The 23,102-nt window shown below is 60.7% G+C and carries 18 protein-coding genes and 1 tRNA gene; 8 read left to right on the top strand and 11 right to left on the bottom strand.

Translation table 11 applies throughout. The annotated features are described in order from the left end of the window. Positions 1-30: 30 nt before the first annotated feature. The 3 genes from ACOZ4H_RS07820 to ACOZ4H_RS07810 all read right to left on the bottom strand — a co-directional run bounded on the left by ACOZ4H_RS07820 (position 31) and on the right by ACOZ4H_RS07810 (position 2,918). Complete coding sequence (locus ACOZ4H_RS07820; protein WP_424328743.1) at positions 31-1,578, bottom strand: SLC13 family permease; 1,548 nt, start codon at positions 1,576-1,578, stop codon at positions 31-33. A gap of 61 nt (positions 1,579-1,639) precedes the next feature. After that, positions 1,640-1,891 (bottom strand): hypothetical protein, encoded by a 252-nt coding sequence (locus tag ACOZ4H_RS07815; protein WP_424328742.1) that lies wholly within the window; start codon positions 1,889-1,891, stop codon positions 1,640-1,642. Between the two features lie 46 nt (positions 1,892-1,937). Then, the gene (locus tag ACOZ4H_RS07810; protein WP_424328741.1) at positions 1,938-2,918 is read right to left on the bottom strand and encodes a class I SAM-dependent methyltransferase; all 981 of its coding nucleotides are present in this window, start codon (positions 2,916-2,918) and stop codon (positions 1,938-1,940) included. A gap of 75 nt (positions 2,919-2,993) precedes the next feature. Here ACOZ4H_RS07810 and dph5 point away from each other — a divergent pair, with 75 nt between their 5' ends. Then, positions 2,994-3,773, top strand: a complete 780-nt coding sequence (gene dph5 / locus ACOZ4H_RS07805; RefSeq protein WP_424328740.1) for a diphthine synthase — start codon at positions 2,994-2,996, stop codon at positions 3,771-3,773. Positions 3,774-3,797: 24 nt separating this feature from the next. On the opposite strand, the gene artA is transcribed toward dph5, so the two are convergent. Beyond that, complete coding sequence (gene artA / locus ACOZ4H_RS07800) at positions 3,798-4,799, bottom strand: archaeosortase A (protein ID WP_424328739.1); 1,002 nt, start codon at positions 4,797-4,799, stop codon at positions 3,798-3,800. Between the two features lie 147 nt (positions 4,800-4,946). Beyond that, complete coding sequence (locus tag ACOZ4H_RS07795; protein ID WP_424328738.1) at positions 4,947-7,817, bottom strand: DUF7282 domain-containing protein; 2,871 nt, start codon at positions 7,815-7,817, stop codon at positions 4,947-4,949. A 465-nt stretch (positions 7,818-8,282) separates the two neighbouring features. On the opposite strand from ACOZ4H_RS07795, the gene ACOZ4H_RS07790 reads away from it, so the two are divergent. Then, positions 8,283-8,918: a hypothetical protein gene (locus ACOZ4H_RS07790; protein ID WP_424328737.1), complete on the top strand. Its 636-nt coding sequence runs from the start codon at positions 8,283-8,285 to the stop codon at positions 8,916-8,918. 109 nt (positions 8,919-9,027) lie between these two features. Here ACOZ4H_RS07790 and ACOZ4H_RS07785 read toward each other — a convergent pair whose 3' ends face one another. From ACOZ4H_RS07785 to ACOZ4H_RS07770, 4 genes are all read right to left on the bottom strand, one after another. Continuing rightward, entirely contained in the window at positions 9,028-11,790 is a 2,763-nt protein-coding gene (locus tag ACOZ4H_RS07785; protein WP_424328736.1) for a DUF7282 domain-containing protein, read from the bottom strand. Between the two features lie 421 nt (positions 11,791-12,211). Continuing rightward, positions 12,212-12,964 carry a VOC family protein gene (locus ACOZ4H_RS07780; RefSeq protein WP_424328735.1) on the bottom strand — a complete coding sequence of 251 codons (753 nt, stop codon included), beginning with the start codon at positions 12,962-12,964 and terminating at the stop codon, positions 12,212-12,214. 72 nt (positions 12,965-13,036) lie between these two features. Next, complete coding sequence (locus tag ACOZ4H_RS07775) at positions 13,037-13,477, bottom strand: TIGR04206 family protein (RefSeq protein ID WP_424328734.1); 441 nt, start codon at positions 13,475-13,477, stop codon at positions 13,037-13,039. Between the two features lie 126 nt (positions 13,478-13,603). After that, on the bottom strand, positions 13,604-14,713 hold the full coding sequence (locus ACOZ4H_RS07770; protein WP_424328733.1) for an OBG GTPase family GTP-binding protein: 1,110 nt from the start codon (positions 14,711-14,713) through the stop codon (positions 13,604-13,606). A gap of 159 nt (positions 14,714-14,872) precedes the next feature. On the opposite strand from ACOZ4H_RS07770, the gene ACOZ4H_RS07765 reads away from it, so the two are divergent. The 5 genes from ACOZ4H_RS07765 (at position 14,873) to rpl12p (ending at position 17,991) form a co-directional block, all read left to right on the top strand. Then, positions 14,873-15,073, top strand: a complete 201-nt coding sequence (locus tag ACOZ4H_RS07765) for a hypothetical protein (RefSeq protein ID WP_424328732.1) — start codon at positions 14,873-14,875, stop codon at positions 15,071-15,073. Between the two features lie 139 nt (positions 15,074-15,212). Further along, a complete protein-coding gene (locus ACOZ4H_RS07760) occupies positions 15,213-15,701 on the top strand; it encodes a 50S ribosomal protein L11 (RefSeq protein ID WP_004591731.1) in 489 nt (162 codons plus the stop codon). Between the two features lie 238 nt (positions 15,702-15,939). After that, a complete protein-coding gene (locus ACOZ4H_RS07755; protein WP_008313127.1) occupies positions 15,940-16,578 on the top strand; it encodes a 50S ribosomal protein L1 in 639 nt (212 codons plus the stop codon). 1 nt (position 16,579) lies between these two features. Continuing rightward, the gene (locus ACOZ4H_RS07750; RefSeq protein WP_424328731.1) at positions 16,580-17,626 is read left to right on the top strand and encodes a 50S ribosomal protein L10; all 1,047 of its coding nucleotides are present in this window, start codon (positions 16,580-16,582) and stop codon (positions 17,624-17,626) included. Positions 17,627-17,643: 17 nt separating this feature from the next. Then, positions 17,644-17,991 (top strand): 50S ribosomal protein P1, encoded by a 348-nt coding sequence (gene rpl12p / locus ACOZ4H_RS07745; RefSeq protein ID WP_424328730.1) that lies wholly within the window; start codon positions 17,644-17,646, stop codon positions 17,989-17,991. A gap of 149 nt (positions 17,992-18,140) precedes the next feature. Here the strand turns inward: rpl12p and ACOZ4H_RS07740 are convergent, their stop codons facing one another. Continuing rightward, entirely contained in the window at positions 18,141-21,911 is a 3,771-nt protein-coding gene (locus ACOZ4H_RS07740) for a DUF7289 family protein (protein ID WP_424328729.1), read from the bottom strand. Positions 21,912-22,212: 301 nt separating this feature from the next. Beyond that, positions 22,213-22,284: transfer RNA gene (locus tag ACOZ4H_RS07735), tRNA-Ala, on the bottom strand. A 211-nt stretch (positions 22,285-22,495) separates the two neighbouring features. Between ACOZ4H_RS07735 and ACOZ4H_RS07730 the strand changes: the two genes are divergently transcribed. Then, positions 22,496-23,101, top strand: coding sequence for a DUF7287 family protein (locus tag ACOZ4H_RS07730; RefSeq protein WP_424328728.1), 606 nt, complete (start codon positions 22,496-22,498; stop codon positions 23,099-23,101). Position 23,102 lies beyond the last annotated feature (1 nt).

Raw genomic sequence — 23,102 nt, 5'->3', positions numbered from 1 at the left:
CTTGCGAACGAGCCACATCAAAAAAGAGGCCTACCAGAGGACGCGCGGCCACAGGACTGCAAAGGAAACGAGGACGAGTCCCGTCAATACGAGCGTCATCAGGACGTTCAGCACGACACCGGCCCGAATCATGTCCCGTTGCTCCAGGTGGCCGCTGCCGAAGACGATAGCGTTCGGCGGGGTGGCGACGGGGAGCGCGAACGCGAAACTCGCCGCGATAGCCCCGGTAACGGTCAGCGTGACGGCTGCCTGTACCGGTTCGACGCCGAGTGTTCCGGCGAGCACGCTTCCGAGGCCGATGAGGACCGGGGCGAGTATCGTCGTCGTCGCCGTGTTCGAGGACAGCTCCGTCACCAGCACGGTGAAGACGATGACGGCGAGCACGACGAGGACCAGCGGCGCGCCGACCAGCGTGTCGAAGACAGTGCGTGCGAGCCACGTCGTCGCCTCAGTTTCGGCGAGCGCGTCCGCCAGCGAGATGCCACCGCCGAACAGGATGATGGTCCCCCAGTCGATGTCGACTAGGTTCTCCCAATCGTCGGCGCCGGAGAGGACGAGTGCCGGGATAGCGAGCAGTCCGACCACCACGAGGTACAGGACGCCGCGATGGCCCGTCAGGCCGAACACGGTTTCGCCCGCGCCGCCGAACAGCGTCACGAACACCGGCCCGGGGAGAAGTCCCTCGAACAGGAACCCGAGTCCGCCGAGAATCCACAGGCCCGCCGTGGCCGCGAAGATGTACGCCGCGCGCCGACCGCTCGGAGAGAGCGGCCCCTCCTCTTCGAGGTACGCGTTCGCCTGCGCTTTTGCCCCGCTCACGTCCTCGACCTCCGGGGGATACAGCCAGAACGTCAGGACGTACCACGTCAGCGGCAGGGTCAACACGACGATCGGAAGCCCGATGACCAGCCACTGCACGAACGATATCTCGACGCCGATGAGCCTGTCGAGAAACGCCACGGCGACGACGTTAGGCGGTGTCCCGATGAGGGTTCCAACCCCACCGACGCTCGCCGCGTAGGCCGTTCCGAGCAAGGTCGCGATTCGCATGTTCGATGCCTCGCCGTCAGGGACATCTCGGCCGACGACCTCGGCAAGCACACCCAGTGCGACGGGCGTCATCATCGCCGTCGTCGCCGTGTTCGACACCCACATCGAGAGAAACGCCGTTGCGACCATGATCGCCAGAATGAGCAGTCGGGGTGAGCGCCCCATCCAGCTAATGAGGTGCAGGGCGATCCGGCGGTCGATGTTGTGGGTCTGGAGCGCCTTCGCGAGCATGAACCCCGCCACAAAGAGGTAGATGAGCGGGTCGGCAAAGCCCGAGAGCGCGGCCTCCATCTCAGTGTAGATCCCGAACACCGTCAGCAACACCGGTATCAACAGCGCCGTCACTGGGAGCGGCAGCGCGTCTGCCACCCAGAGTATCGCCGCAAAGGCCATCGTCGCGAGCGCGTACTGGGCGGCGGTGTCGAGTCCGGGTGGCGTCGGGGCTGCGGCTATCGCGACCGTCGAGGCGAGCGCGACGACGATCGCCGCTGCCGTTCGCCGCGGTCGTGTTCGGCCCGACCAGCTCATGGCCGACCCCGCTGGTCGGTCGCCCCGTCTCGGCGTCCATTGAATGTCCGTTCGGTCATGGTTAGAAGTTCGAAACCAGCACGCGCACCTGCTCGTTGGTCAGCTCCGACCGGTACAGTTCGAACAACACTTCGAGTCGTTGCTCCGAGAGACTCCGGTTGTTGTTCTCCAGCATCGATATGTGTGCCTGCATGATGTCGTCGATTTCCACCTCGACCTCCCGCTGGCCGAACCCCGCCGCGACGCGGAGGAGTCGCCACGCTGTCGGCGAGATGTTGTGGATGTCGATGTCGTCATCCTCGCTCACCTCCATCTGCTACTATTCCCCACCATCAGACGAATGAACATAACTGTTCGTTTCAGCGTGTCAGTCGAACGTCGAGAACGACGTTGTGTTCCTTCGGGGCATACGACCGGACGGTGTGGCGCGTTTCGACCGTCACGTCGTAGGTCGGCTCCGCAGCCGCCCGAATCGCTCGCTCGCCGGGGCCAAACAGGTCGTCCTCGTGCTGGATGTCGTAGTAATGAAGAACGCACTCGTCGGCCGCCAGGCGGACGGCGGTCTCCAGAAACTCATCGGCGCTGTGGGGCAGGTTCATCACGACGCGATCGGCCCAGCCCTCGTACTCTCCAGCAACCTCACGTACGTCGCCGCAGATGCCCGTCACGCGGTCGGCGACGCCGTTACGCCGTGCGTTCGCCCGGAGGTATTCGATTGCCGTCTCGTTGATGTCCGTTCCGACGCAGGTCGCCCCGCGCTTGGCGAACGGAACCACGAACGGGCCGACGCCGGCAAACATGTCGAAAGCTCGCTCGCCCTCGCTGACTTGTTCGACGACCCGATGGCGCTCTGTCGCCAGCCGCGGCGAGAAGTACACCTCGGCGAGGTCGAGGTCGAACGTACAGCCGTACTCCCGGTGGGTGACTTCTGTCCCGTCGCCAGCGAGTACGTCCCAGTCTCGGACCCGCTGTTCGCCCTTGATCTTCGACGCGCGGTTCAACACCGCTCGTACGGGCAGGTCCGAGTCCATGATCGCATCGGCGATCAACCGGGCTCGCTCGTCGTCGTCCTCGTCGACAATCGCGACGTCGCCGATGCGCTCGTAGCTCGGGTCGAAGTCGAGTCCGTCCGCCGGCATCGTCTGGCCTTCGCGGACCGGCGGGTCCGCCTCCACGACGGTGAGGTCCGACGGCACCGCTGTGGGGTCAGTGACGGGGACGTACAGTTGTCCGTCGACGACCGTGATGTCGTAGCCGTCGTCGACGAGGTTTGCCTCGGCGAGGCGCTGGCGCGTCTCTTCGCCGGCCTCGCGGGAAACGCGAACGCAGGGAACGCCCATACTCTCACTCTCCGACCGCAGGCGGTAAGCCTGACGCTTCGCGCCCTTTATCCCCGATGGCGACCCACTCCGGATATGCTCACATTCGTCGGACTGGGCCTCTACGACGAGCGCTCGGTCACGGTCGCCGGCCGCGACGCCATCCGGGACGCCGACCGGGTGTTCGCGGAGTTCTACACGAGTCGGCTGGTCGGTACTGATCTCGAGAGCCTGGAGGACGCGCTGGAGACGACTATCGAACTCAGGGACCGGGCCGGCATCGAGCAGGACCCCGAGCCGATTCTCGCAGCCGCCGAGAGCGAAAACGTCGTTTTCTGCACCGCCGGGGATACGATGGTCTCGACGACACACACTGACCTCCGGCTTCGGGCCGCGGACCGCGGTATCGAAACCCGGATCATCCACGGAACGACCGCCCAGACGGCCGCTGGCTCGCTGACCGGCCTACAGAACTACCGCTTCGGGAAGGCGACGACGCTCCCGTTCGAGGACGCCCACGGCGGTGACGGCGTTCCGGACAGCGTCGTCGCCACCATCGAGGACAACCGGGACCGGGACCTGCACACGCTGGTCTACCTCGACATCAAAGTCGACGACCCTCACTGGGATGAGAGCGATGACACGTACATGACTGCCAGCCAGGCCGCCGCCATGCTGTCCGAGCCGCTCCCGGACACACTCGGCGTTGTCGTGGCCAGAGCCGGCAGTCCGGACCCGCTGATAGCGGCTGATACGCTCGACGACCTCGCCACGCAGACGTTCGGCGAACCGCTACATCTGCTCGTCATTCCCGGTTCGCTCCACCCGCTCGAAGCGGATGCGCTGGAGGCGATTGCTGGAGCAGCGTTAGAATAGCGCCCGTTCCTCCCGCAGCTCAGTTCAGTCGTCACCGGGCGTCGCGGGACTCGACTCCGACTGGTTCTTTTCGAACGCCGTTCCGAGGTCGTACTCCGTGCCCGTCACCAGAAAGAGGAGGTCCTCGACGATCACGGTGAGTTCCGGTAGCTCCCGCATCAGCACCCACGTAAGCCCGACGAGAACGATGACGGAGCCGAACTGCGCCAGCATTCGGTCGACGATGTAGTAGGACACGAGCTGTGCGTCGCTGAGACCGAACACCGTCATGACCGTTTCCGGGAAGAACTGCGCCTTCTGCAGCCCAAAGGCCAGAGCAATTCCGAGGTTCCGGATCAGATTCAGCACGTAGATGATGCTGACGGCCGCGACCAGCACGCGGAGCTTCCGCCGCCACGGTGCGTCGACGGCGAGTATCCCGCCAGCGAAGATGGAGATGCTTCCGATACCCGTACAGGCCAGAATGATGGTGTACGTTATCGGCCGCTCGTTGCTGTCGAACCAGAACGTGTTCTCGTAGGGATACTGCTTCGAGGCGATCTCGATACCGTTGTGCGAGAGCCCGTCGACCACCACCGGGTCGTAGCCCAGTACGGTCATGAGGAAGGCGACCTGCTCGGTGACAATCTCAATGATGGTCTGGCGGAGCGGCCCGATGGTGAGGAACGGCACGTAGATGACGCCCATGAGGCCGATGGCCCGGGTCAACACCAACAGGGACTCCCGGCCGTTCCAGAGCAGATAGCCGGTGTACAGCGACAGGGGGACGGCGACGACGCTTCCCAGGCCCTCGACGACGCTCTTCTGTATTAGAACGAAATGCGGGGCCAGAACGAGCCAGTACGCTGCGAACAGAACCCAGCCGACCGTCCCGACGGGACGGGCCAGCCGCTCGTCGTACTGGGCAACAGCCACGCTCCCCAGAAACGCCGCGAGAACGAGCCACATCAGTGGCTCCGAGACCGTGACCGGGTCGAACGACAGTCCAGCGATGTCGACGCCCGCTTGCAGGACTGTCTCTCTCATTGCTCGTACGTTAGCCAAACCGGCGTATATGTTTTGTCGTTGCGCTACTGTGCGGCGGCGTCGTCAGACCGACCTACCGGCAGCGCCGCCGCTACCAACGTAGCGCGCGAAAGAAAGAACGGTGTTCAGGGACCGGAAGTAGTCCGGTTAGTTGTCGCGTCGGACAGCGAGGAGCGCAGCGGCGACCAGCGCGATGAGCGCGATGGCTGCCGTGAAGCCGGGACCTTCTGCGGCGGTGGTCTCAGCTTCTTCAGTCTCGGTGTCCATTGCTTCGGTTTCCGTGTCCGGAGCTTCGGTTTCCGTGTCCGGAGCTTCGGTCTCGGTTTCCGTGTCCGGAGCTTCGGTCTGCGTTTCCTCGACGATGGTCACGTTCGCGCTGTCCGTGACAGCCGTGCCGTTCGAGGTGTACGGACCATCAGCGTCCGGGAAGTCGTACGCTTCGTTACCGTTGGTGTCGAGGTGCGGCATCGCGACCGCGGTGAAGTCCTCGTCCATCGGCTCGTCGAGCGTGATCGTGACGTCCTCGTGGCTGCCTGCCTCGAGGTAGTCGGAGTTGCCGACGACGTCGCCGGATGCGTTACCGGCGTGGACAGCGATGAAGCCACCCTCGGACAGCTGCGCGCTGTCGACGACGACTTCGCTACCGTCGGATTCCTGGTCACTGATGCTCACAGTGGCCGTGTCGGCCTGAACGATTCGTCCGTCTTCTTCGTCGCTGAAGTCGGAGCTACCGTCAACGTCCAGCGTCTGGACGGTGAAGTTCGTTCCAGCGGAGTAGTCGCTGAAGTCAGCCGTGGCGGTGTAGGTACCGTCAGCGGCGACATCAGTTTCCGGGCGGAGGACGAACGGGTTCGCATCGTTTTCGGACTCCATCTCGACTTCGAGCTCGGAGCCAGGTGCGACGTTCGTCGTACCGCTCACTTCCTGTCCGGTCGCGGCTGAGACCGTGACAACACCGCTGTCGTCAAGGTTCAGCGTTGCGTCGCGCTCGGCAGTGGTGTAGAGTGCGCTGGCACTCGCACTATCGTCGGACACCGGGCTGGAGTCCTTGATAGCGAAGGTAGCGTTAATGCTCGTATCTTCCTCATCGACGAGGTCTTTACCAGAGTCGGTGAATGTGACGCCGGTCGTATCGACAGCGACGAAGTAGGTGTTGTTGTCCGGGTCTTCGACAACATCTACGTTGGTGCTGTTGAGCTGTAGCGTGTCGGCGTCAGCGTTTGCACCGACGTCAGTCCGGTTGACATAGAGCGTCAGACCAGCGGTACCGACACCGTCAGAGGTGTCTCCATCGGCGTCAACAGCATTCAGGAACGCGTTCGTCGTATCACTGGCGCCGTTGTCTTCCTCGTACTCAACAGCACCTTCGACACCGGATGCCTGGATCTGGTGGACGACAACGTCCTCTGCTGCGACGTCGTCGGACTGCGTGAGGTTCACACCGATGCGGTCGTAGACGTCGACATCGTCATTGGTGATGTCGGCGTCGCTCGGTGCGGCCCACGTCTGGATGCTCTCGACAGAGTTCTCATTGAGTCGGAGCGTTCCAACAGAGTCAGGACTGTCAATATTGTTGATGTCGGTTCCAGCCGTCACGTTGATCGAGTAGGAACCAGGCTCAAGTGTATCTTGAGTCAGGAGTGCCTTACCGCTTCCGTCAGCTCGGTCGAAGCTGCCCTCTTCCCGGAGGACATCGATATCGTCGTCACCGGGCACGCTGAGGACGGTGTTACTGTTACTACTGACATCGCTGTTAGCGCTGGACGTTCCAGCGGTGTAGCTGTTGAACTGAACAGTGACTTCGCCGTCACCGTCGTCGTCCGTAACTTGGCCGATGATGGCGTAGTTGTCGTCGTTCGTGCTACCGACGCTGATAATTGCATCTTCGGTGTTGTCGACCTGGACCGTGATGTTGGTGACGTCACCAACTTCGTCCTGCACGGTCGAGGTTTCAAAGCTTGCCTCACCGTCGTCAGACTCGGAGACGTTGATCTGGTCGGATTCGGCCGTGATGCCAGTCGGCTGGTCCGTTACTTTAACGTAGTACGGACTATCGTCGGCACTCACGTTACCGAAGTCGAACACGACGTTTTTGTTGCTCGCCAGTGTATCGAACTGCGGGTTGTTAACGCCGCTATTGAGACTGCTCGTAGCGACCTTCTCATCGTCACTGTTGAACAGCGTCGCGTTGGCTGTTTCGCCACCGCGGTTGATGGACACGTTGACTGCGAGGGTGTCCGTGTCGTCGATGTTGGCGCCGTCGCCGACATCGTCGTCGATGTTCACCTGCATGTCGAGGTCGCTGACGGTGAAGGACTCTTCCTTCTGGTCGTCAACGGTAACGTTGTACGACTGCCCAGTGTCGAGGTCGGATGTCTCAACGACGTACACTTCGCTGTTGTCCGTGTACGTGTCGGATGAGACGATACCGGCATCGTCTTCTTCAACCTCGATGTCCGGGGAGTTGACATTGTCATCCGCGTCAATGTCTTCGACGGCGATGACTTCACCGCGGAAGACGTTCTCGTCACCACTGTAGGAACCAGACGTGGTGAACGTCTGGGTGGTTACGTCGATGTCCTCAGCGACGAGGTCTTCCGTCCCAGAACTCGAAGAGGTCGCTTCGACACCCTCGAGTTTGACTGTTAGATTCTGGCTCGGGCTGATATCGTCCGACAGGCCAATCACAACACGACCGTTTGTGCCGTCCTGAGCTGTACCGGACTCTGTTTGGATCCCAGCGTCGATGCCAGGGTCTGCTTCCCCATCGAGGTAGAGAGTGTAGTCAGCACCAGTGGTGCTTTCATCAATGCTGGCATCGGTCAGCTGATTATCAAGGGCAATCTCCACTTGGGAGGTTGTCCCACCATCATTCGCGCTATACTCTACGGCCTGTGTAATGCCCACGTTCGCGGCGGCGGCTGCGCCACCGGAGAACGCGATGGTCCCGGCGAATACCGAGAAGACCATCAGCGCCGTGAGGAACAGGCTGCGGATTTTTTCGTTTGTATCTGTCATAGTTTGTGTTTGCTATCGGGCGACCCCAGCAGTTTTCCGCGTGGTCGGAACGCGGTCACCGCGACCACGCATAGACCGAACCGGCGTACTCACTTCTGGCGTCATGGGTAGGGGTATCGGTACATTACCCGAAGTGTGGTAAATGCTTTGTGGAAAAGATCTGGTAAGTAGATTACAAGTAATAGTCAGCTAGTAATGCTTTACAGTAGACATGTACTATTAGATTGGAAACCTATTTGACTTGTTTGGAGATAGAGGACTGAATAGTTCGGATACGGAGACTCTCTACCCACCGATTCCAGCGGAATCCAGTTCTTCCGGTCGCCGCCGAAGAGCGAACTGTTCTGTGATTCCGGCGTGGCCAGCGGGCCACCTCCTCTGTTTCGCGAACGGGAACCAAGCCCAGCCATCGATAATTGGTAAGTAAGTAATATACAACTGAATTCTGAACGAGGGACATAAGAGATGACGCAGTTGTACGATAAGCTTCAGGAGTCGCCACAGACCGGCGTCTCTCGTGCAGAGTTGAACTTCGAAGAACGGGCCAAGGTACGGGCGATTCAGGTCACGGGGACAGCGGGGTTAACCCAGACCAACAATCCAGGGAAGTTCACCGACGTGTTCTATCTCGAAGGAGAAGAGAGGGCGGCCGCAGAGACGTTCGCGGATGTGAACGCCGAACTCTTGGACCAAGTCGACTTTGACGCTCGGAACGTTCTCCAAACGAGCCTCTCTCGGGAACTGTACGATCTGATCCTCGACGCTGCAGGCGACCGGGACATCACGAAGTTCCCGACCGTCGTCGTGGAAACACACGCCGATGGGGCACAGTGGGTTATCAACCGGAACCGCTACGAAACGCAGGTGGATCGACGATACACGACGAGCGAAACAGGCACTGCTCGTATCCCACCGACGTCGTCGGCACGAGCGATCTACGAACAGCAGAAGGAGACGATTGCCGAAGCCGACCTCACACCGACGGAAATTGAGGGGGATGTCCGGCAGGTGCTGGATTACTACCGCGTCGCTCCAGCGTTTGACTGTGACCCAGTCACGACTGACGACCAGCAACTAGCTGTTCAGAAACGAACGGAGTAGTACTCCGGCAACGAGCACCGAGTTGGTGTGGTGCTCTTTCTGCGAACTGTTGGCACTGCTGACGTGCGCGCGAAAGAAAGAACGATGTTCAGGGACCGGAGTTATCCGGTTAGTTGTCGCGTCGGACGGCGAGGAGCGCAGCAGCGATGAGCGCGATGAGCGCGATGGCTGCCGTGAAGCCGGGACCTTCCGCTGCCGTGGTCGTGGCTTCAGTCTCGGTGTCCATCGGTTCCGTTTCGGTTTCCGGCGGTTCCGTTTCGGTTTCCGGCGGTTCCGTTTCGGTTTCCGGCGGTTCCGTTTCGGTTTCCGGCGGCTCGGCGGAGACGGTCACGTTCGCACTGGCCGTCACGGCAGAACCGTTCTCGGTGTACGGACCGTCAGCGTCCGGGAAGTCGTACGCTTCGTTGCCGTTGGTGTCGAGGTGCGGCATCGCGATGGCCGTGAAGTTCTCGTCCATCGGCTCGTCGAGCGTGATCGTGACGTCCTCGTGGCTGCCTGCCTCGAGGTACTCGGAGTTCCCGACGACGCTACCCGCGACTTCACCCTCGAGAAGGGAGCCGTCGTGGATGACGATGAAGCCACCGTCGGACAGCTGCGCGCTGTCGACGACGACTTCGCTACCGTCGGATTCCTGATCACTGATGCTCACAGTGGCCGTCTCGGCTTCGACGATCCGGCCGTCTTCCTCGTCACTGAAGTCCTCATCACCGTCAACGTCCAGCGTCTGGACGGTGAAGTTCGTTCCAGCGGAGTAGTCGCTGAAGTCGGCCGTGGCAGTGTACGTGCCGTTGGGACCGACGGTGGCTTCTGGACGGAGGACGAACGGGTTCGCGTCGCTCTCAGACTCCATCTCGACTTCGAACTCGGAGCCAGGCGCGACGTTCGTCGTACCGCTCACTTCTTGTCCTGCAGCGGCTGAGACCGTGACGAACCCGTCCTCATCGAGATTCAGGGTTGCGTCGCGCTCGGACGTGCTGTAGAGTGCGGTGGTACTTGAACCGTCGTCGGTAATCGGGCCGCCTTCCTTGACCGCGAAGGTGGCGTTGAGTTGGGTGTCCTCTTCATCGGTGAGCTGGTCACCGGAGTCGGTGAACTCGACGTCGCTTGTATCGACAGCGACGAAGTAGGTGTTGTTGTCTGCGTCCTCAACAACAGTGAGTGGATCACCCACGCCGAAGTTAACGGGGTCGGCATCCGCGTTTGCACCGACGTCAGTCCGGTTGAGGTAGAGGGTCAGACCAGCGGTACCGGTGCCGTTACTGGTGCTACCGTCAGTGTCAACAGCCTGGCTGAACGCTGCTGTCGTACTACCGGCGCCGTTGTCTTCCTCTTCGTATTCGAGGGCACCTTCGATACCGGACGCCTGAATCTGGTGGACGACAACGTCTTCAACTGCGATGTTGTCCGACTGCGTGAGGTTCTCACCGATGCGGTCGTAGATATCGATATCTTCGTCGTCGATATCGGCGTCGCTCGGTGCAGTCCACGTCTGGATACTCTCAACGGAATTCTCGTTGAGGCGGAGCGTCCCGACCGAGTCAGGACTGGTGACGTCCGGGGAGGTCCCCGCAGTCACGTTCATCGAGTACGAGCCGGTTTCGAGTGTGCCGTCGCTCAGACCGCTTCTCGTGTAATCGCCGCCCTCTTCGAGAACGTCAATATCGTCATCACCAGGAACGCTGAGGACGGTACTGTTACTGTGGTCGCCAGCGGTGTAGCTGTTGAACTGGACAGTGACCTCGCCGTCACCGTCGTCGTCCTCAAGCTGGCCCTGGATGTAGTAGTTGTCGTCTTCCTCGTCGCCAACGTTGATGACGGCGTCTTCGGTGTTGTCGACCTGGACCGTGATGTTGACCACGTCACCGATTTCGTCTTGAACGGTCGAGCTCTCGAAGCTTGCTTCGCCTTCATCAGACTCGGAGACGTTGATCTGGTCGGATTCGGCGGTGACGCCGGTCTGGTTGTCCGTCACGCGGACGTAGTACGGGCTGTCGTCGGCGCTCTGGTTGCCGAAGTCGAACACGACGTTGTTGTTACCCTGCAGGTTCTTTATCTGCGTGGCAACCTTATCATCGTCGTCGTTGAACAGCGTCGCGTTAGCCGGCTCGCCACCACGGTTCGTCGAGACGTTGACCGCGAGAGTGTCATCCTCGTCGATGTTGGCACCGTCGCCGACATCATCGTCGATGTTCACTTCTAGGTCGAGGCTACTCAGCGTGAAGGACTCTTCTTTCACACCGCCAACCGAGATGTTGTACGACTGACCAGTGTCGAGGTCGCTTGTATCGACGGTGTACACTTGGCTGTTGTCGGTGTACGTGTCAGACGTGACAACGCCGCCATCGTCTTCTTCGACCTCGATATTCGGATCGTCGTCGGTGTCGTCAGCGTTAGGGTCTTCGACGGCGATGACCTCACCACGGAAGACATTGTTGTCGCCGCTGTAGCCACCAGATGTGGTGTAGGTTTGTGACGTCACATCGATGTCTTCAGCGATGACTGTACCGTCACCGCCGCTGAGATCTGTGACTTTGATAGTCAGGTTCCGGTTCGGCTGGACGTCCTGATCAAGACTAAATTCGAGGCGTCCAGTAGTCCCGTCGTCAGTCCCGTCAACTGATGTGACATTGTAATTGCCCGGGTTCTCGTTCCCGTCAACATAGACATCGATATTTCCTCTAACGACTGAACTACCAGTTGAACCGTTCAGTGCCAATTCGACTGTTCCATCATTATACTCCACTGCCTGTTCGACGCTGACGTTCGCGGCGGCTGCTGCGCCACCGGAGAACGCGATGGTCCCGGCGAATACCGAGAAGACCATCAGCGCCGTGAGGACCAGGCTGCGGATCTTGTCTGAGTTTCCTGTCATAGTTTGTGTTTGCTATCGGGCGACCCCAGCAGTTTTCCACGTGGTCGGAACGCGGTCACCGTGACCACATGTAGACCGGACCGGTGTACTCACTTCTGGCGCCATGGGTAGGGGTACAGTCGTAACGTTAGCTGTCTATTATAAATGTTTTGTGGTTAGGACATGCAGATGTCATGAACATCTATAATCCAAAACTGCCGTCAACGGCGACGAGAGAGCGATAAAAGTAGCCTGCGCCTCATAACATGCGATTGTCATTCGTCCGTCTGACGCCAGGGATTTACATAACGAGGATGCTGTCGCTGGCTTGAGACGCTAGACTTCCCGAAGGTAGGACTGTTGGCTCAGGAGCCACTTCCCAGAAGTATCGCTACCTGTGTAAAGAGATAGCGAGTTCGGCGGTTACTACGGATAAGTGCCCTCAGTTCGTCACAACTTCGATTTCGCGGCCGTCTGGGTCTTTGGTGAACGCATAGCGGTCGTCGCAGCTCTCGGGGTCGCGGTAGTCCTCGGCGTGACGGTCCATCAGCGTCTCCCACGCGCGATGAAGGTCGTCGGTGCGGACCGCGAGGTGTCCCCAAGCGTCGCCGAGTTCGTAGGACCGGCCGTCGTAGTTGTAGGTGAGCTCGACCGACATCGCCTCGTCGGGGGCGTCCTCGGGCTTGAGGAAGTACAGCGCGAAGTCGTCGAACTCCTCGCGGCGGAACAGGTCGTAGTCGAGCTTTCGGGTATACCAGCCGATAGCCTGCTCGGCGTCCTCGACGCGGATCATGGTGTGGTCGAGCGACCACTTCGCGCCGTGGTCTCGCTCGACGATCTCGATCTCGTGGCCGTCTGGATCTGTGACGAAAGCATAGGAGCCGCCACAGGAGTCCGGGTCGCGGTAGTCCTCGACGCCGGCGTCCATCAGTTCGTCGTAGGCCTCGTACACGTCATCACAGCGGACGGCGATGTGTCCCCACGCGTCGCCCATCGTGTACGAGCGTCCGTCGTGGTTATACGTCAGTTCGAGCAGCGCACCCTCCTCGTGCACGCCCTCCGGACCGAGGAAGACGTTTGTGAAGGTGTCGGCCTCCCAGCGGCCCTTCTCTTCGTAGTCAAGGTGTGTCGTGTACCAGTCCAGCGACGCGTCCAAGTCTTCGACGCGCATCATCGTATGATCGAGTGACCACATACACGGCACATGGTGCGAGCGAGCGAAAAGGCTACCGCCACAGGTGGTTCCGTCCGGATTCGATACCGCGGGTCACTTCGTCGCTGTGTCGGCCCGGATGGCCGGCAGGTAGTACCACCAGGCGACGGCGAGCAGGACGATGGAACCGACCGGGACAGCCACGTAGTTGAGTCGCCTGTTGAATCCCAGAACCACGGGAATCTGGGACAGGCCCGCACCTGCGAGGGCGAGGGCGGTGAGCCGAACGTCCTCGCGCCAGACAACACCGGCAACGGCGCTGGCCAGGGCAAAGGCATACAGCAGGACGCCCGAACCCCACGATTCGATAAACTGCGGGAGTACGCCGGTAAACCGGACGAAGTAGCTGTAGACCGAGAGCAGCTCTGGCGGGTTCGTGTTGAACAGCCCAAACGAGAAAACGAGCGTCAGTTCCGCCCCGATCAGCACCACTGTCCAGGGGACGAGGCCGGCAACGACGACGGCGATAAGACGGCGTCGGGGACCGCGGTCCATATCTGGTTGCGGGGTTCCACACGCATGAACGCATCTACTTTCCCCATGCGTAATTCCGGCGGCCGAGTGAGCTGCCGACGGCGGATTATTACTCGCGTGCACGCGGAGGCCGGCGCGCGACGATCACTAGCGGTTGGCGACAATGCGTAAGATGTCCTCGTCCGCGAGTTCGTGGTCGCGCCCGACCTGCTGTTCGTCGTGCTTGGCACTCGGGCCGGTCACGCGGGCGAAGCGGAACCGCTCGTCGAAGCTCCCGCCGAGTTTCTCGCAAGCGTCGTCGACGGTGTCGCCCTCGCGGAGTATCAGCGGTTCCTCGCGGTCGACACCCCGGCCCGGCTTGTCCATGTAGATCCGGATAAGGCCGAGTTCCTCCCAGATGCGCTCTTTGAGGCTGTCGAGCCCTTTCTCCTCCTCGGCGCTGATGAAGATTGCCTCGTCGGGATCGATGTCCCGCTCCCGGAGTTCGTCTTCGACTTTGGGCAGGTAGTCGGGCTCGATGAGGTCGGCCTTGTTGACGGCGACGAGGGAGGGCAGGTAGACGCGATTGTCCATCACGCCGTCGATGAGCTGGTCGATGTCGATCTGTTCGCCGATGGTCACGTCGGCGTTGACGTAGCCGTGCTCGCGCAGGACGGCTTTGACCGTCTCGTCGTCGAGTTCGACGCCGGAGGCCGTGTTGACTGAAATCCCGTCCTTGCCCTTTTTCCGGACGTTGACCCACGGCGGATCCTGGTCGAGTCGGATCTTGTTCTTGTACAGCTCTTCGCTGAGTCGGTCGTACTGGTCGATCTCGAAGACGGAGATGAGAAAGACGATGAGGTCCGCGGTCCGCACGACGGATAGCACTTCCTTGCCGCCACCGCGGCCGCCGGCAGCGCCCTCGATGAGTCCGGGAACGTCGAGTATCTGGATGTTCGCCCCCTTGTACTTGAGCATCCCGGGATACACATCGAGCGTCGTGAACTCGTAGGCTCCGGTCTCGGACTCGGCGTTGGTGAGGGCGTTCAGTAGCGTCGACTTCCCGACGCTGGGGAACCCGACGAGCGCGACGGTCGCGTCGCCGTGCTTCTCGACGCCGTAGCCACCGCCGCCGCCAGAAGAGGCCTGCTGTTCGAGCTTCTCCTTTTTTTCCGCGAGCTTGGACTTCAGCCGACCGATATGGGCCTCTGTAGACTTGTTGTAGGGAGTGCTGGCGATTTCGTCTTCGAGTTCCTGAATCTCCTCTTCGAGCCCCATTAGGTGTATGTCGGCCCCTCGCACCGAATAAGGCTTTCCTCCCTTGCCGACGCTCCCCCCTCGGTCCGTGTGAACGTTGTCGTCCTGCCGTTCAGAATGGACAAACGACACTCATGTAATTCGACACACCTATAGGCTACCCTCCGTCATGTGTCGATAATGGGAGCGGCGAGTCGGTTCCGCGACAGCACGCAGATACTGCTGCCAGTCGGTGCGCTCGACGGCATCCGCGAGGAGTTAGAACAGCGGTTCACCGTGAGCGTTCACCACGAAGGTGAACAGGTCCGGATACTCGGCTCCCCGGTCGAAATCAAAGATGCGAGCGATTTCCTCGCGCGGCACGGCGTGACGTTCGCCTGAGTTGGCGGCGATTTTATTCTTTGTCGCGCTGGCCGTTCTGTCGATAGGTTCCAAACGGTGAGCGTTCGTGCGTGTGGAGCCCTCACGGGGCGATCCGTGAAACGCAATCCTTTAAACCGCCGCGAGGATTCCACTATGTATGGCTGGAACTATCGAAGTCCTCGTTCCCGGTGGAGAGGCCAACCCTGGCCCGCCACTCGGTCCGGAACTCGGCCCGACACCGGTGGACGTGCAGGCAGTCGTACAGGAGATCAACGACCAGACGGCAGCGTTCGACGGCACCGAAGTCCCCGTGACCGTCGAGTACGACGACGACGGCTCCTTCGAGATCGAGGTCGGTGTCCCGCCGACGGCCGAACTCATCAAGGACGAGGCCGGCTTCGAGACCGGCAGCGGCGAACCGCAAGAGGACTTCGTCGCTGACCTCTCCGTCGACCAGGTCAAACAGATCGCCGAGCAGAAGCATCCCGACCTGCTCTCCTACGACCTGAAGAACGCCGCGAAGGAGGTCGTCGGGACGTGCACCTCCCTCGGTGTCACCATCGAAGGCGAAAACCCACGCGAGTTCAAGGAACGCATCGACGCGGGCGAGTACGACGACGTGTTCGCGGCCGAAGCACAAGCGTAAGTCGGACTGCTGTGCGACTGGCGTGTGTTTTCCCTTGCTTTCGACGCTGTTGAGCCACTGCACTGTCGGCGGGACCCCGATTGACGGCCGGACCCTGAGAACCGGAAACACGCCCGTCAGCGGTCCTTGGGCTGGTTCGACGGGTTTAAGTGTCGCATTGGCGTCTACCCGCACGAGACAGGCATCCGCCTGTTTCACTGACCCGTAGAAGCCGATTGGCGTACTACGGAGGTGAACAATGGCAGATCAGGAAATAGAGAACGCAGTCTCGCGCGCACTCGAGGACGCACCTGAGCGGAACTTCCGCGAAACGGTCGACCTCGCTGTGAACCTGCGCGACTTAGATCTTAACGACCCGTCGAACCGCGTCGACGAGTCCGTCGTGCTTCCTGCTGGCACCGGCCAGGAGACCACTATCGTGGTCTTCGCCGAGGGCGAAACCGCCCTCCGTGCCGAGGAAGTCGCAGACGACGTACTCGACGAGGACGAACTCGAGGAACTGGGTGGCGACGACGACGCCGCCAAGGACCTCGCCGATGACACTGACTTCTTCATCGCGGAGAAGGATCTGATGCAGGACATCGGTCGCTACCTCGGGACCGTCCTCGGTCCGCGTGGGAAGATGCCGGAACCGCTCGACCCCGACGACGACGTCGTCGAGGTCATCGAACGCATGAAAAACACCGTGCAGCTCCGCAGCGGGGAACGGCGAACGTTCCACACGCGGGTCGGCGCGGAGGACATGTCCGCCGAAGATATCTCGGACAACATCGACGTTATCCTCCGCCGTCTGCACGCGGACCTCGAGAAGGGCCCGCTCAACATCGACAGCGTCTACGTGAAGACGACGATGGGGCCTGCGATGGAGGTGGCCTGATATGAGCGCCGAATCCGAACGCAAGACCGAGACCATTCCCGAGTGGAAGCAGGAAGAGGTCGACGCCATCGTAGAGATGATCGAGTCCTACGAGAGCGTCGGCGTCGTCAACATCGCCGGGATTCCGTCACGACAGCTGCAGGACATGCGACGTGACCTGCACGGGACCGCCGAACTTCGCGTCTCCCGGAACACGCTGCTCGAGCGTGCGCTCGACGAAGTCGACGACGGACTCGAAGACCTCAACAGCTACATCACCGGGCAGGTCGGGCTCATCGGGACCGACGATAACCCGTTCTCGCTGTTTCAGGAACTCGAGGCCTCCAAGACGCCCGCACCCATCGGTGCCGGCGAGGTGGCCCCGAACGACATCGTGATTCCGGAAGGCGACACGGGCGTCGACCCCGGTCCGTTCGTCGGCGAACTCCAGAGCGTGGGTGCCGACGCACGCATCCAGGAAGGCTCCATTCAGGTCCTGTCTGACTCGACGGTGCTTGACACCGGCGAGGAAGTCTCCCAGGAACTCGCGAACGTGCTGAACGAACTCGGTATCGAACCGAAGGAGGTCGGTCTCGACCTTCGCGCCGTCTTCGCCGACGGCGTGCTGTTCGAACCCGAGGAACTGGAACTCGACGTCGACGAGTACCGGAGCGACATCCAGGCGGCTGCCGGCCGAGCGTTCAATCTCTCGGTCAACGCCGATTACCCGACCGCGACGACGGCCCCGACGATGCTCCAGTCCGCTCGTGGCAACGCCAAGAGCCTCGCGCTCCAGGCGGCCATCGAGGACCCCGAAGTCGTGCCTGACCTCGTGAGCAAGGCTGACGCACAGGTCCGTGCGCTCGCCTCGCAGATCGACGACGAAGAGGCGCTCCCGGAGGAACTCCAGGGCGTCGAGGCCAACGCGACCACCGAAGAACCGACTGACGACCAAGACGAGGACACCGCATCCGAGGACGAGGCGGACGCCGATTCCGACGCGGCCGAAGAGGCCGACGAGGACGACGATGACGGCGACGCCGGCGACGCACTCGGAGAGATGTTCTAACAACTCACACGACAACAATGGAATACGTATACGCTGCACTCATCCTGAACGAATCGGGCGAAGAAATCAACGAAGACAACCTCACAGACGTGCTCGACGCCGCTGGCGTCGACGTCGAGGAGTCCCGCGTCAAGGCCCTCGTCGCCGCCCTCGAGGACGTCGACATCGAGGAGGCCGTCGACCAGGCCGCTGCGGCACCGGTGCCGGCAAGCGGCGGCGCGGCCGCACCCGCAGAGGGTGACGCTGACGAGTCCGACGAGGCCGAGGAAGAAGCCGAAGAAGAGGCTGCCGACGACGGCGGCGACGACGATGACGACGAGGACGACGAGGCAAGCGGCGAAGGCCTCGGCGAACTCTTCGGCTAATTCGGTCACCACACAGCTCAGTTTTTCTTTCCGCACACCCGGTGAGAGACATCGCTAACGGTCGACTCCCTCGGAAGTCGTCGTGCTGCCCTCCCTGTGAAACGTCGGCGACGAAAAGCGACTGCAAAAAACAGTGCCGCTACGACCGCTTAGCCGCCGAGTGTCACCGTGTCAGAGTCAACCGTAATTGGCGAGTCGTTGCCAGTTGCACCGGTTTCGTCGACGTTCTTGAGGTATATTTCGCCTGTTGCGGTATCGGCCTCGGTGCCGCTAGCTGTCTCGTCGTACACAGTCACCTCGTAGGTGTAGTAGCCGGGGTCGAGATCGACATCGTAGCCCGCCCACGCCGGGTACGGATCGGTATTGGTCAAATCTCCGCTCCCGGCAGTGACCATCTTGGAGCCGGCGAAAACGGTCGACCCGTCGCTTTTGTTTTTGATGGTGAGGCTCACTTCCCGCTCGTCGCCGACAGTTCCGTTGTTTTGCACCTCGACGGTCATCCGTTGCGCGCCGCCGCGGCGTTCGATAAGCCCCGAGGTGTTGTAGGTCTCCGCGCCGATGTTGACTGACTGCGTGTCGTTGACGACGAAGTTCGATTGCCCCACGAAGAACGACTGTTCCGGGGACGTGGAGTTCGACGTTTCGACGTAGTAGGTGTAGTTGCCGCGGCTGGTGGGCATATCGAGCGTAAACTGCCGCGTGTCGCCAGGGGTGAGTATCGTCGACATGGTCTCCGAGTCGACGGTGGTGAACGACGGGCTGGGATCGTCCGTGTTTTTCGCTCGGAGGACAACCGTGTCCGTTCCACCCTTCCCACCGACGTTGGTGACGTTGACGGTTGCCGTCGCGGTGTCGTCGCTGTCGATGACTCTCGGCGCTCGGGCCGAGTCGACTTGCATGAACTGCGCGTCCAGTTCTCCGACGTAGATGTTCCCGCGCCAGCGCTCGTCAGTGTCGGTGAGAGCCACGTCGTACTGGTAGGACTGCTCCGCCGCTTTGCTATCGGTATCCAGTTCGAACGAGACCGTCGTCGTCTCGCCCGGTTCGATCCGCGCTGACTTGCTATCGACCACCGACCCGTCGAACGTGGTTTCGAGGGTTGTCGTTCCGGGGCTGTCGCCCACGTTCCGTACTTCGGCCGTCACATCCGCGTCGCTCGTCTCGTCGACCCGTGCCGGCGCTTCGACGTCGATGATCCGGTATTTCGGGCCGGTTTGGACGTCCTTCTCGATTGCGTTGACCGTGAACAGCACGACGGCGTCGTTGTAGTCCGGGTCGCCTTCGTCCCCAGCGTTCGCCGGGTCCGCGTTCTGTTTCGAGAGTTCGTAGAGGAACGCACGCTCGCCGTCGCCCAGTTGGAGGTACCCCGTGTCGTTCACGCGGCTTCCGAGCGTGTCCCGGATGTCTCGCTGGTACCACTGTGCCTGTTCGAACGCCGGGAGTTCGTCCCCGTCATTCAGGATGACGAGGTTCTGCGGGTTCTCTGTCTGACTGACGGTGGTAGTGTCGTAGCGGTCCCAGTCATTACAGTACATCGTGTCATAGCCAGCCAACTCAATAGAAGGAGAAGTATAGGCATACCTGTCGCAGCCATAGGACTTTGCGAAGACTGAAATTTCCGTTCCGGGTTCGAACGAGTTGGAGTACTGGTACGGGTTCCCGTGCTCGTCGGAGACAAGGCGCTGCTCCGCGTGCGGACCGTTGACATCGCCGTTGTTGTACTCCCGCCAGAGCCCAATCGATTGTGTTCCGGACTCGTTCCTAACGTACAGCGACATCTGCACTGGCGCGTGAATTATGTGTGACTCCCACATCCCTTCTAGATCCGCCCCCTTTAGCGAGACCGAGGCGTTGACAGACTGCTTGATGGTGATCGTCGAGCCGTTGCCCTCGACCAGTGAGTCCGGTTGGACGTTCAGTGTCAACCACCGCGAACGGTTCGCCGTCGAGAACGTCACCGGGTATTTCCCGGGTTCGGAAGGCGCGGTAACCGTCCGATTGAGCGTCACACTCTCGCCGGGGTCGAGCTGTTCGGTCTCTGTCACCATGGCCGTGCCGTTGCGCTTCACGCGCAGCGTCTGCTTCCCTTCGGTTCCACCGGTGTTCGTGACGGTGAACTCGACGCTCGTCTGGTTGCCCGGTGCGACTGGGTTTCGCACGTCCGCGGTAGTGATTTCGAACAGCGGCGGCGGCGATGCACCGACGACGAAGGACCCCGATTGGGTGGCGTCCGGGGTATCCACAACGTAGGTGTAGTGCTGTGGCGAAGCGACCGTTATCGGGCTACTGGTGACCGATGCGGTCCCCGACTCAACCCCCCGTCGTGTCCCATCGAGAGTAAGGCTCGTCGTCTGTGACGTGATGACACTCCCCGTCGAGGCGTTCTCGATACGTACCTCAACAGGGGCAGATTTCCGAATGTCGCCGGTGTTTTCGATTGTCGCCTCAACGGTCGCCGTATCACCACTCTCCAGCCCGCCCGGCGGCGAAACGGACGCTATTTCGAAGACACCTGCGTCGCCGACAACGAAGTAGTGCCCGTCGTCGCTGTATTGCGAGTACGTGTCGTCGTTCGTCTCGACTCCCAGTTCGTACGTTCCGTTCTCGTGGGTCGGCATCGACGGGCCGAAGTCGATGGTCCGACTCTGGCCCGGATCGACCATCACATTACGCGTCGCATTTACGGACCCGTTGACGAGGAATACGACCGCCTGATCCGCGGTCATCTCTCCGCTATTCGTGACCGTGACTGTCGCCGTGGGGACCTGATTCAATCTGGCTCTGGCCGGAATCGAGTTGCCGGTGATATCCAACGATGGGGTACCGGGAACGCTCGTATACTCGATGGTCTCGGCGGCCGTATCGTGATCTGACTCAACAGTGAAGTTGTGTGGTTTCGCTGCAGAGACATCGACCGTGTCGGTCACAGTGGTAGCTTCGCCACCGCCAAGCGTCACCGTCTGTGTCACCGCGCTCGGACTCCCCGAACGGTTGTGCTTCAACGTGATGCGTTGTGTGTCCTTCAGTCCGCCAGTGTTGGTAACAGTCGCCGAAACGGTTGCGTTGCTGGGATCCGATGGGTCCGGCTTCACAGTTATATTCTCGACGGCGAACTTCGAGTTCGACACATCACCGAGTGCAAAGCGGATACGGACGGTTTCGCCGCGATCAACTGTGTCTGGCGTCACGTTGACATACTTGTCATCGTAGGAGCTCCGTGCCCAGTCCGCCCATGCGCGAGCGTAGCTGCTGTTCTCGATAATCAACGTCGCGTTGGCGACCTGCGACGGAATGCACTCATAACTGGGTGACGAAATCGAACCGCTTCGCGCGTCCTCGTAAGACACGTCGGTGAACAGGGCCATCTGCAGTGCCGCCTGGTGTGACCGCTTGGCCGTCGCGTTCGACTGGATCGAAACCGACCCCCCCTCGATCTGCTGTCCCGAGATGTTCGCAAAGGATACCGACAGCGCCCCTTCGTCGTAGTTCACCGCTGGCGGCGACGACATCGTCGCACCCGAGTCGGTCATCCGCCACACGCCCCCGCCTTGGTAACCGACCTGCTGTCCGTTTTTCTGATACCGCATCGTCTGCAACGAGCGGTTCCCCGTCGAACAGGCCGGGCGTCCGTTCAGCGTCAGATTGTACGTCGCCTTGTTCGACACGCCAACGTCTGACCGCACTCGGTCGGGGATCTCGACTGATTCGTCGGTGTTCGACCGCTGGAAGCTCTGGTCAACCGACAGCATCACTTCCTCAGCAAGCTCGACGTTCGCGTCGTCGTTGACATCCCCGATAGTCTGCTGGCCCACTTGCACGATCAGCACGGCACCGACGATAACTACGCTTGCCAACAACACCACACCAAGAACGTGCGATACACCCCGGTCTCCAGCCCCCCGGCTGCCCCACTCGAACATACTCAATTACATACCAACTATTACACATAAATGTACTGTTCCACATTATTTTAATGAAACATCTACCATAGGCTACCAGTCTTGATCTATAGGTTCTCAATCCGGAAGCAGCGTTGCCTCCGGCGGAGGTAGCTGACTCTTCACATTATATTATATTTGTAATACACTATCGATTCGGCGCTAAAACTAAACCGTGGCTGCGATGGTCGAACTAGAGCCGACACAATCCCGGGTATCAGCTCCAGACGGACAAGGCTGCTATTCAGATAGCAGTTCCCTGCTTACGACGGTAAAATTAGGATGGACTCGCCGGGATTTGAACCCGGGGCCTCTCCCATGCCAAGGGAGTGATCTACCCCTGATCTACGAGCCCTCGCGTGCAATGACTGCTTTCCGATGGGATTGCTTAAACCCATCGAAGCACGGGGACATAGAGAACCGGCCCCACGGTCTCGATTCAAACCGGTAATGTGTCCGCCTACCAGAGAGTGCACAAATCCGGTAATCGGAGTTACAGTACGGCCACAATGGTTATAACGCCTGATACCATCCCTACAGTAATCTCAGTTTAGTGAATCAGGCTTATGAACCGTAGGAGAAACGAGACGCAGTCTAATAACCGGCTTGTCGGCGCGTCACTCCGGAGCAAAGAGTGCCGGCGCGGGCAGACGACACTGGATTTCGCAATCGGTATGAGCCTTTTTTTGAGCGTTGTAATTTTCATTTTCCTGTTCATTCCTGGGCTGTTGTCGCCGTTTTCTGCGGGGGTTCAGGAGGAGACAGTCACGACCGACAGAGTGGCTGATGGGCTCACAATGGGGATGCTCGGCTCGCCACAGCAGCCGTACGTTCTAGACGAACACTGTACTCGGGAGTTCTTCGCTGGGAACGCACCACCGTCAGGATGTGGCTACGACTCCGGTGGGAGTACGGAGGAACGGGTCGGGCTCGACCCGGTTCGGGAGAACGTTAACGTCACAATCCGGGGGAACGCGACGGGGACACCAGCCGCCGACGAAATTCTGTGCTGGGACGGAGCAACTGAGGAACTCGTTGCAGCCAGTGGTAGTTGTGGGACGGTACTCACTACTGGTGGGAACCCACCGACAAACAACGACGCCTCGGTCACTGCGCTGCGCGTGGTCTCGCTGAACGGGCAGGATGTCACAGTACGCGTGGTGATGTGGTAGT

The sequence above is a fragment of the Haloarcula amylolytica genome (genome assembly GCF_049705545.1).
In the GTDB taxonomy this organism is placed as follows: domain Archaea; phylum Halobacteriota; class Halobacteria; order Halobacteriales; family Haloarculaceae; genus Haloarcula; species Haloarcula amylolytica_B.
The sequence above is the reverse complement of the archived record's forward strand: the minus strand, read 5'-3'. Positions and strand labels throughout refer to the sequence as shown.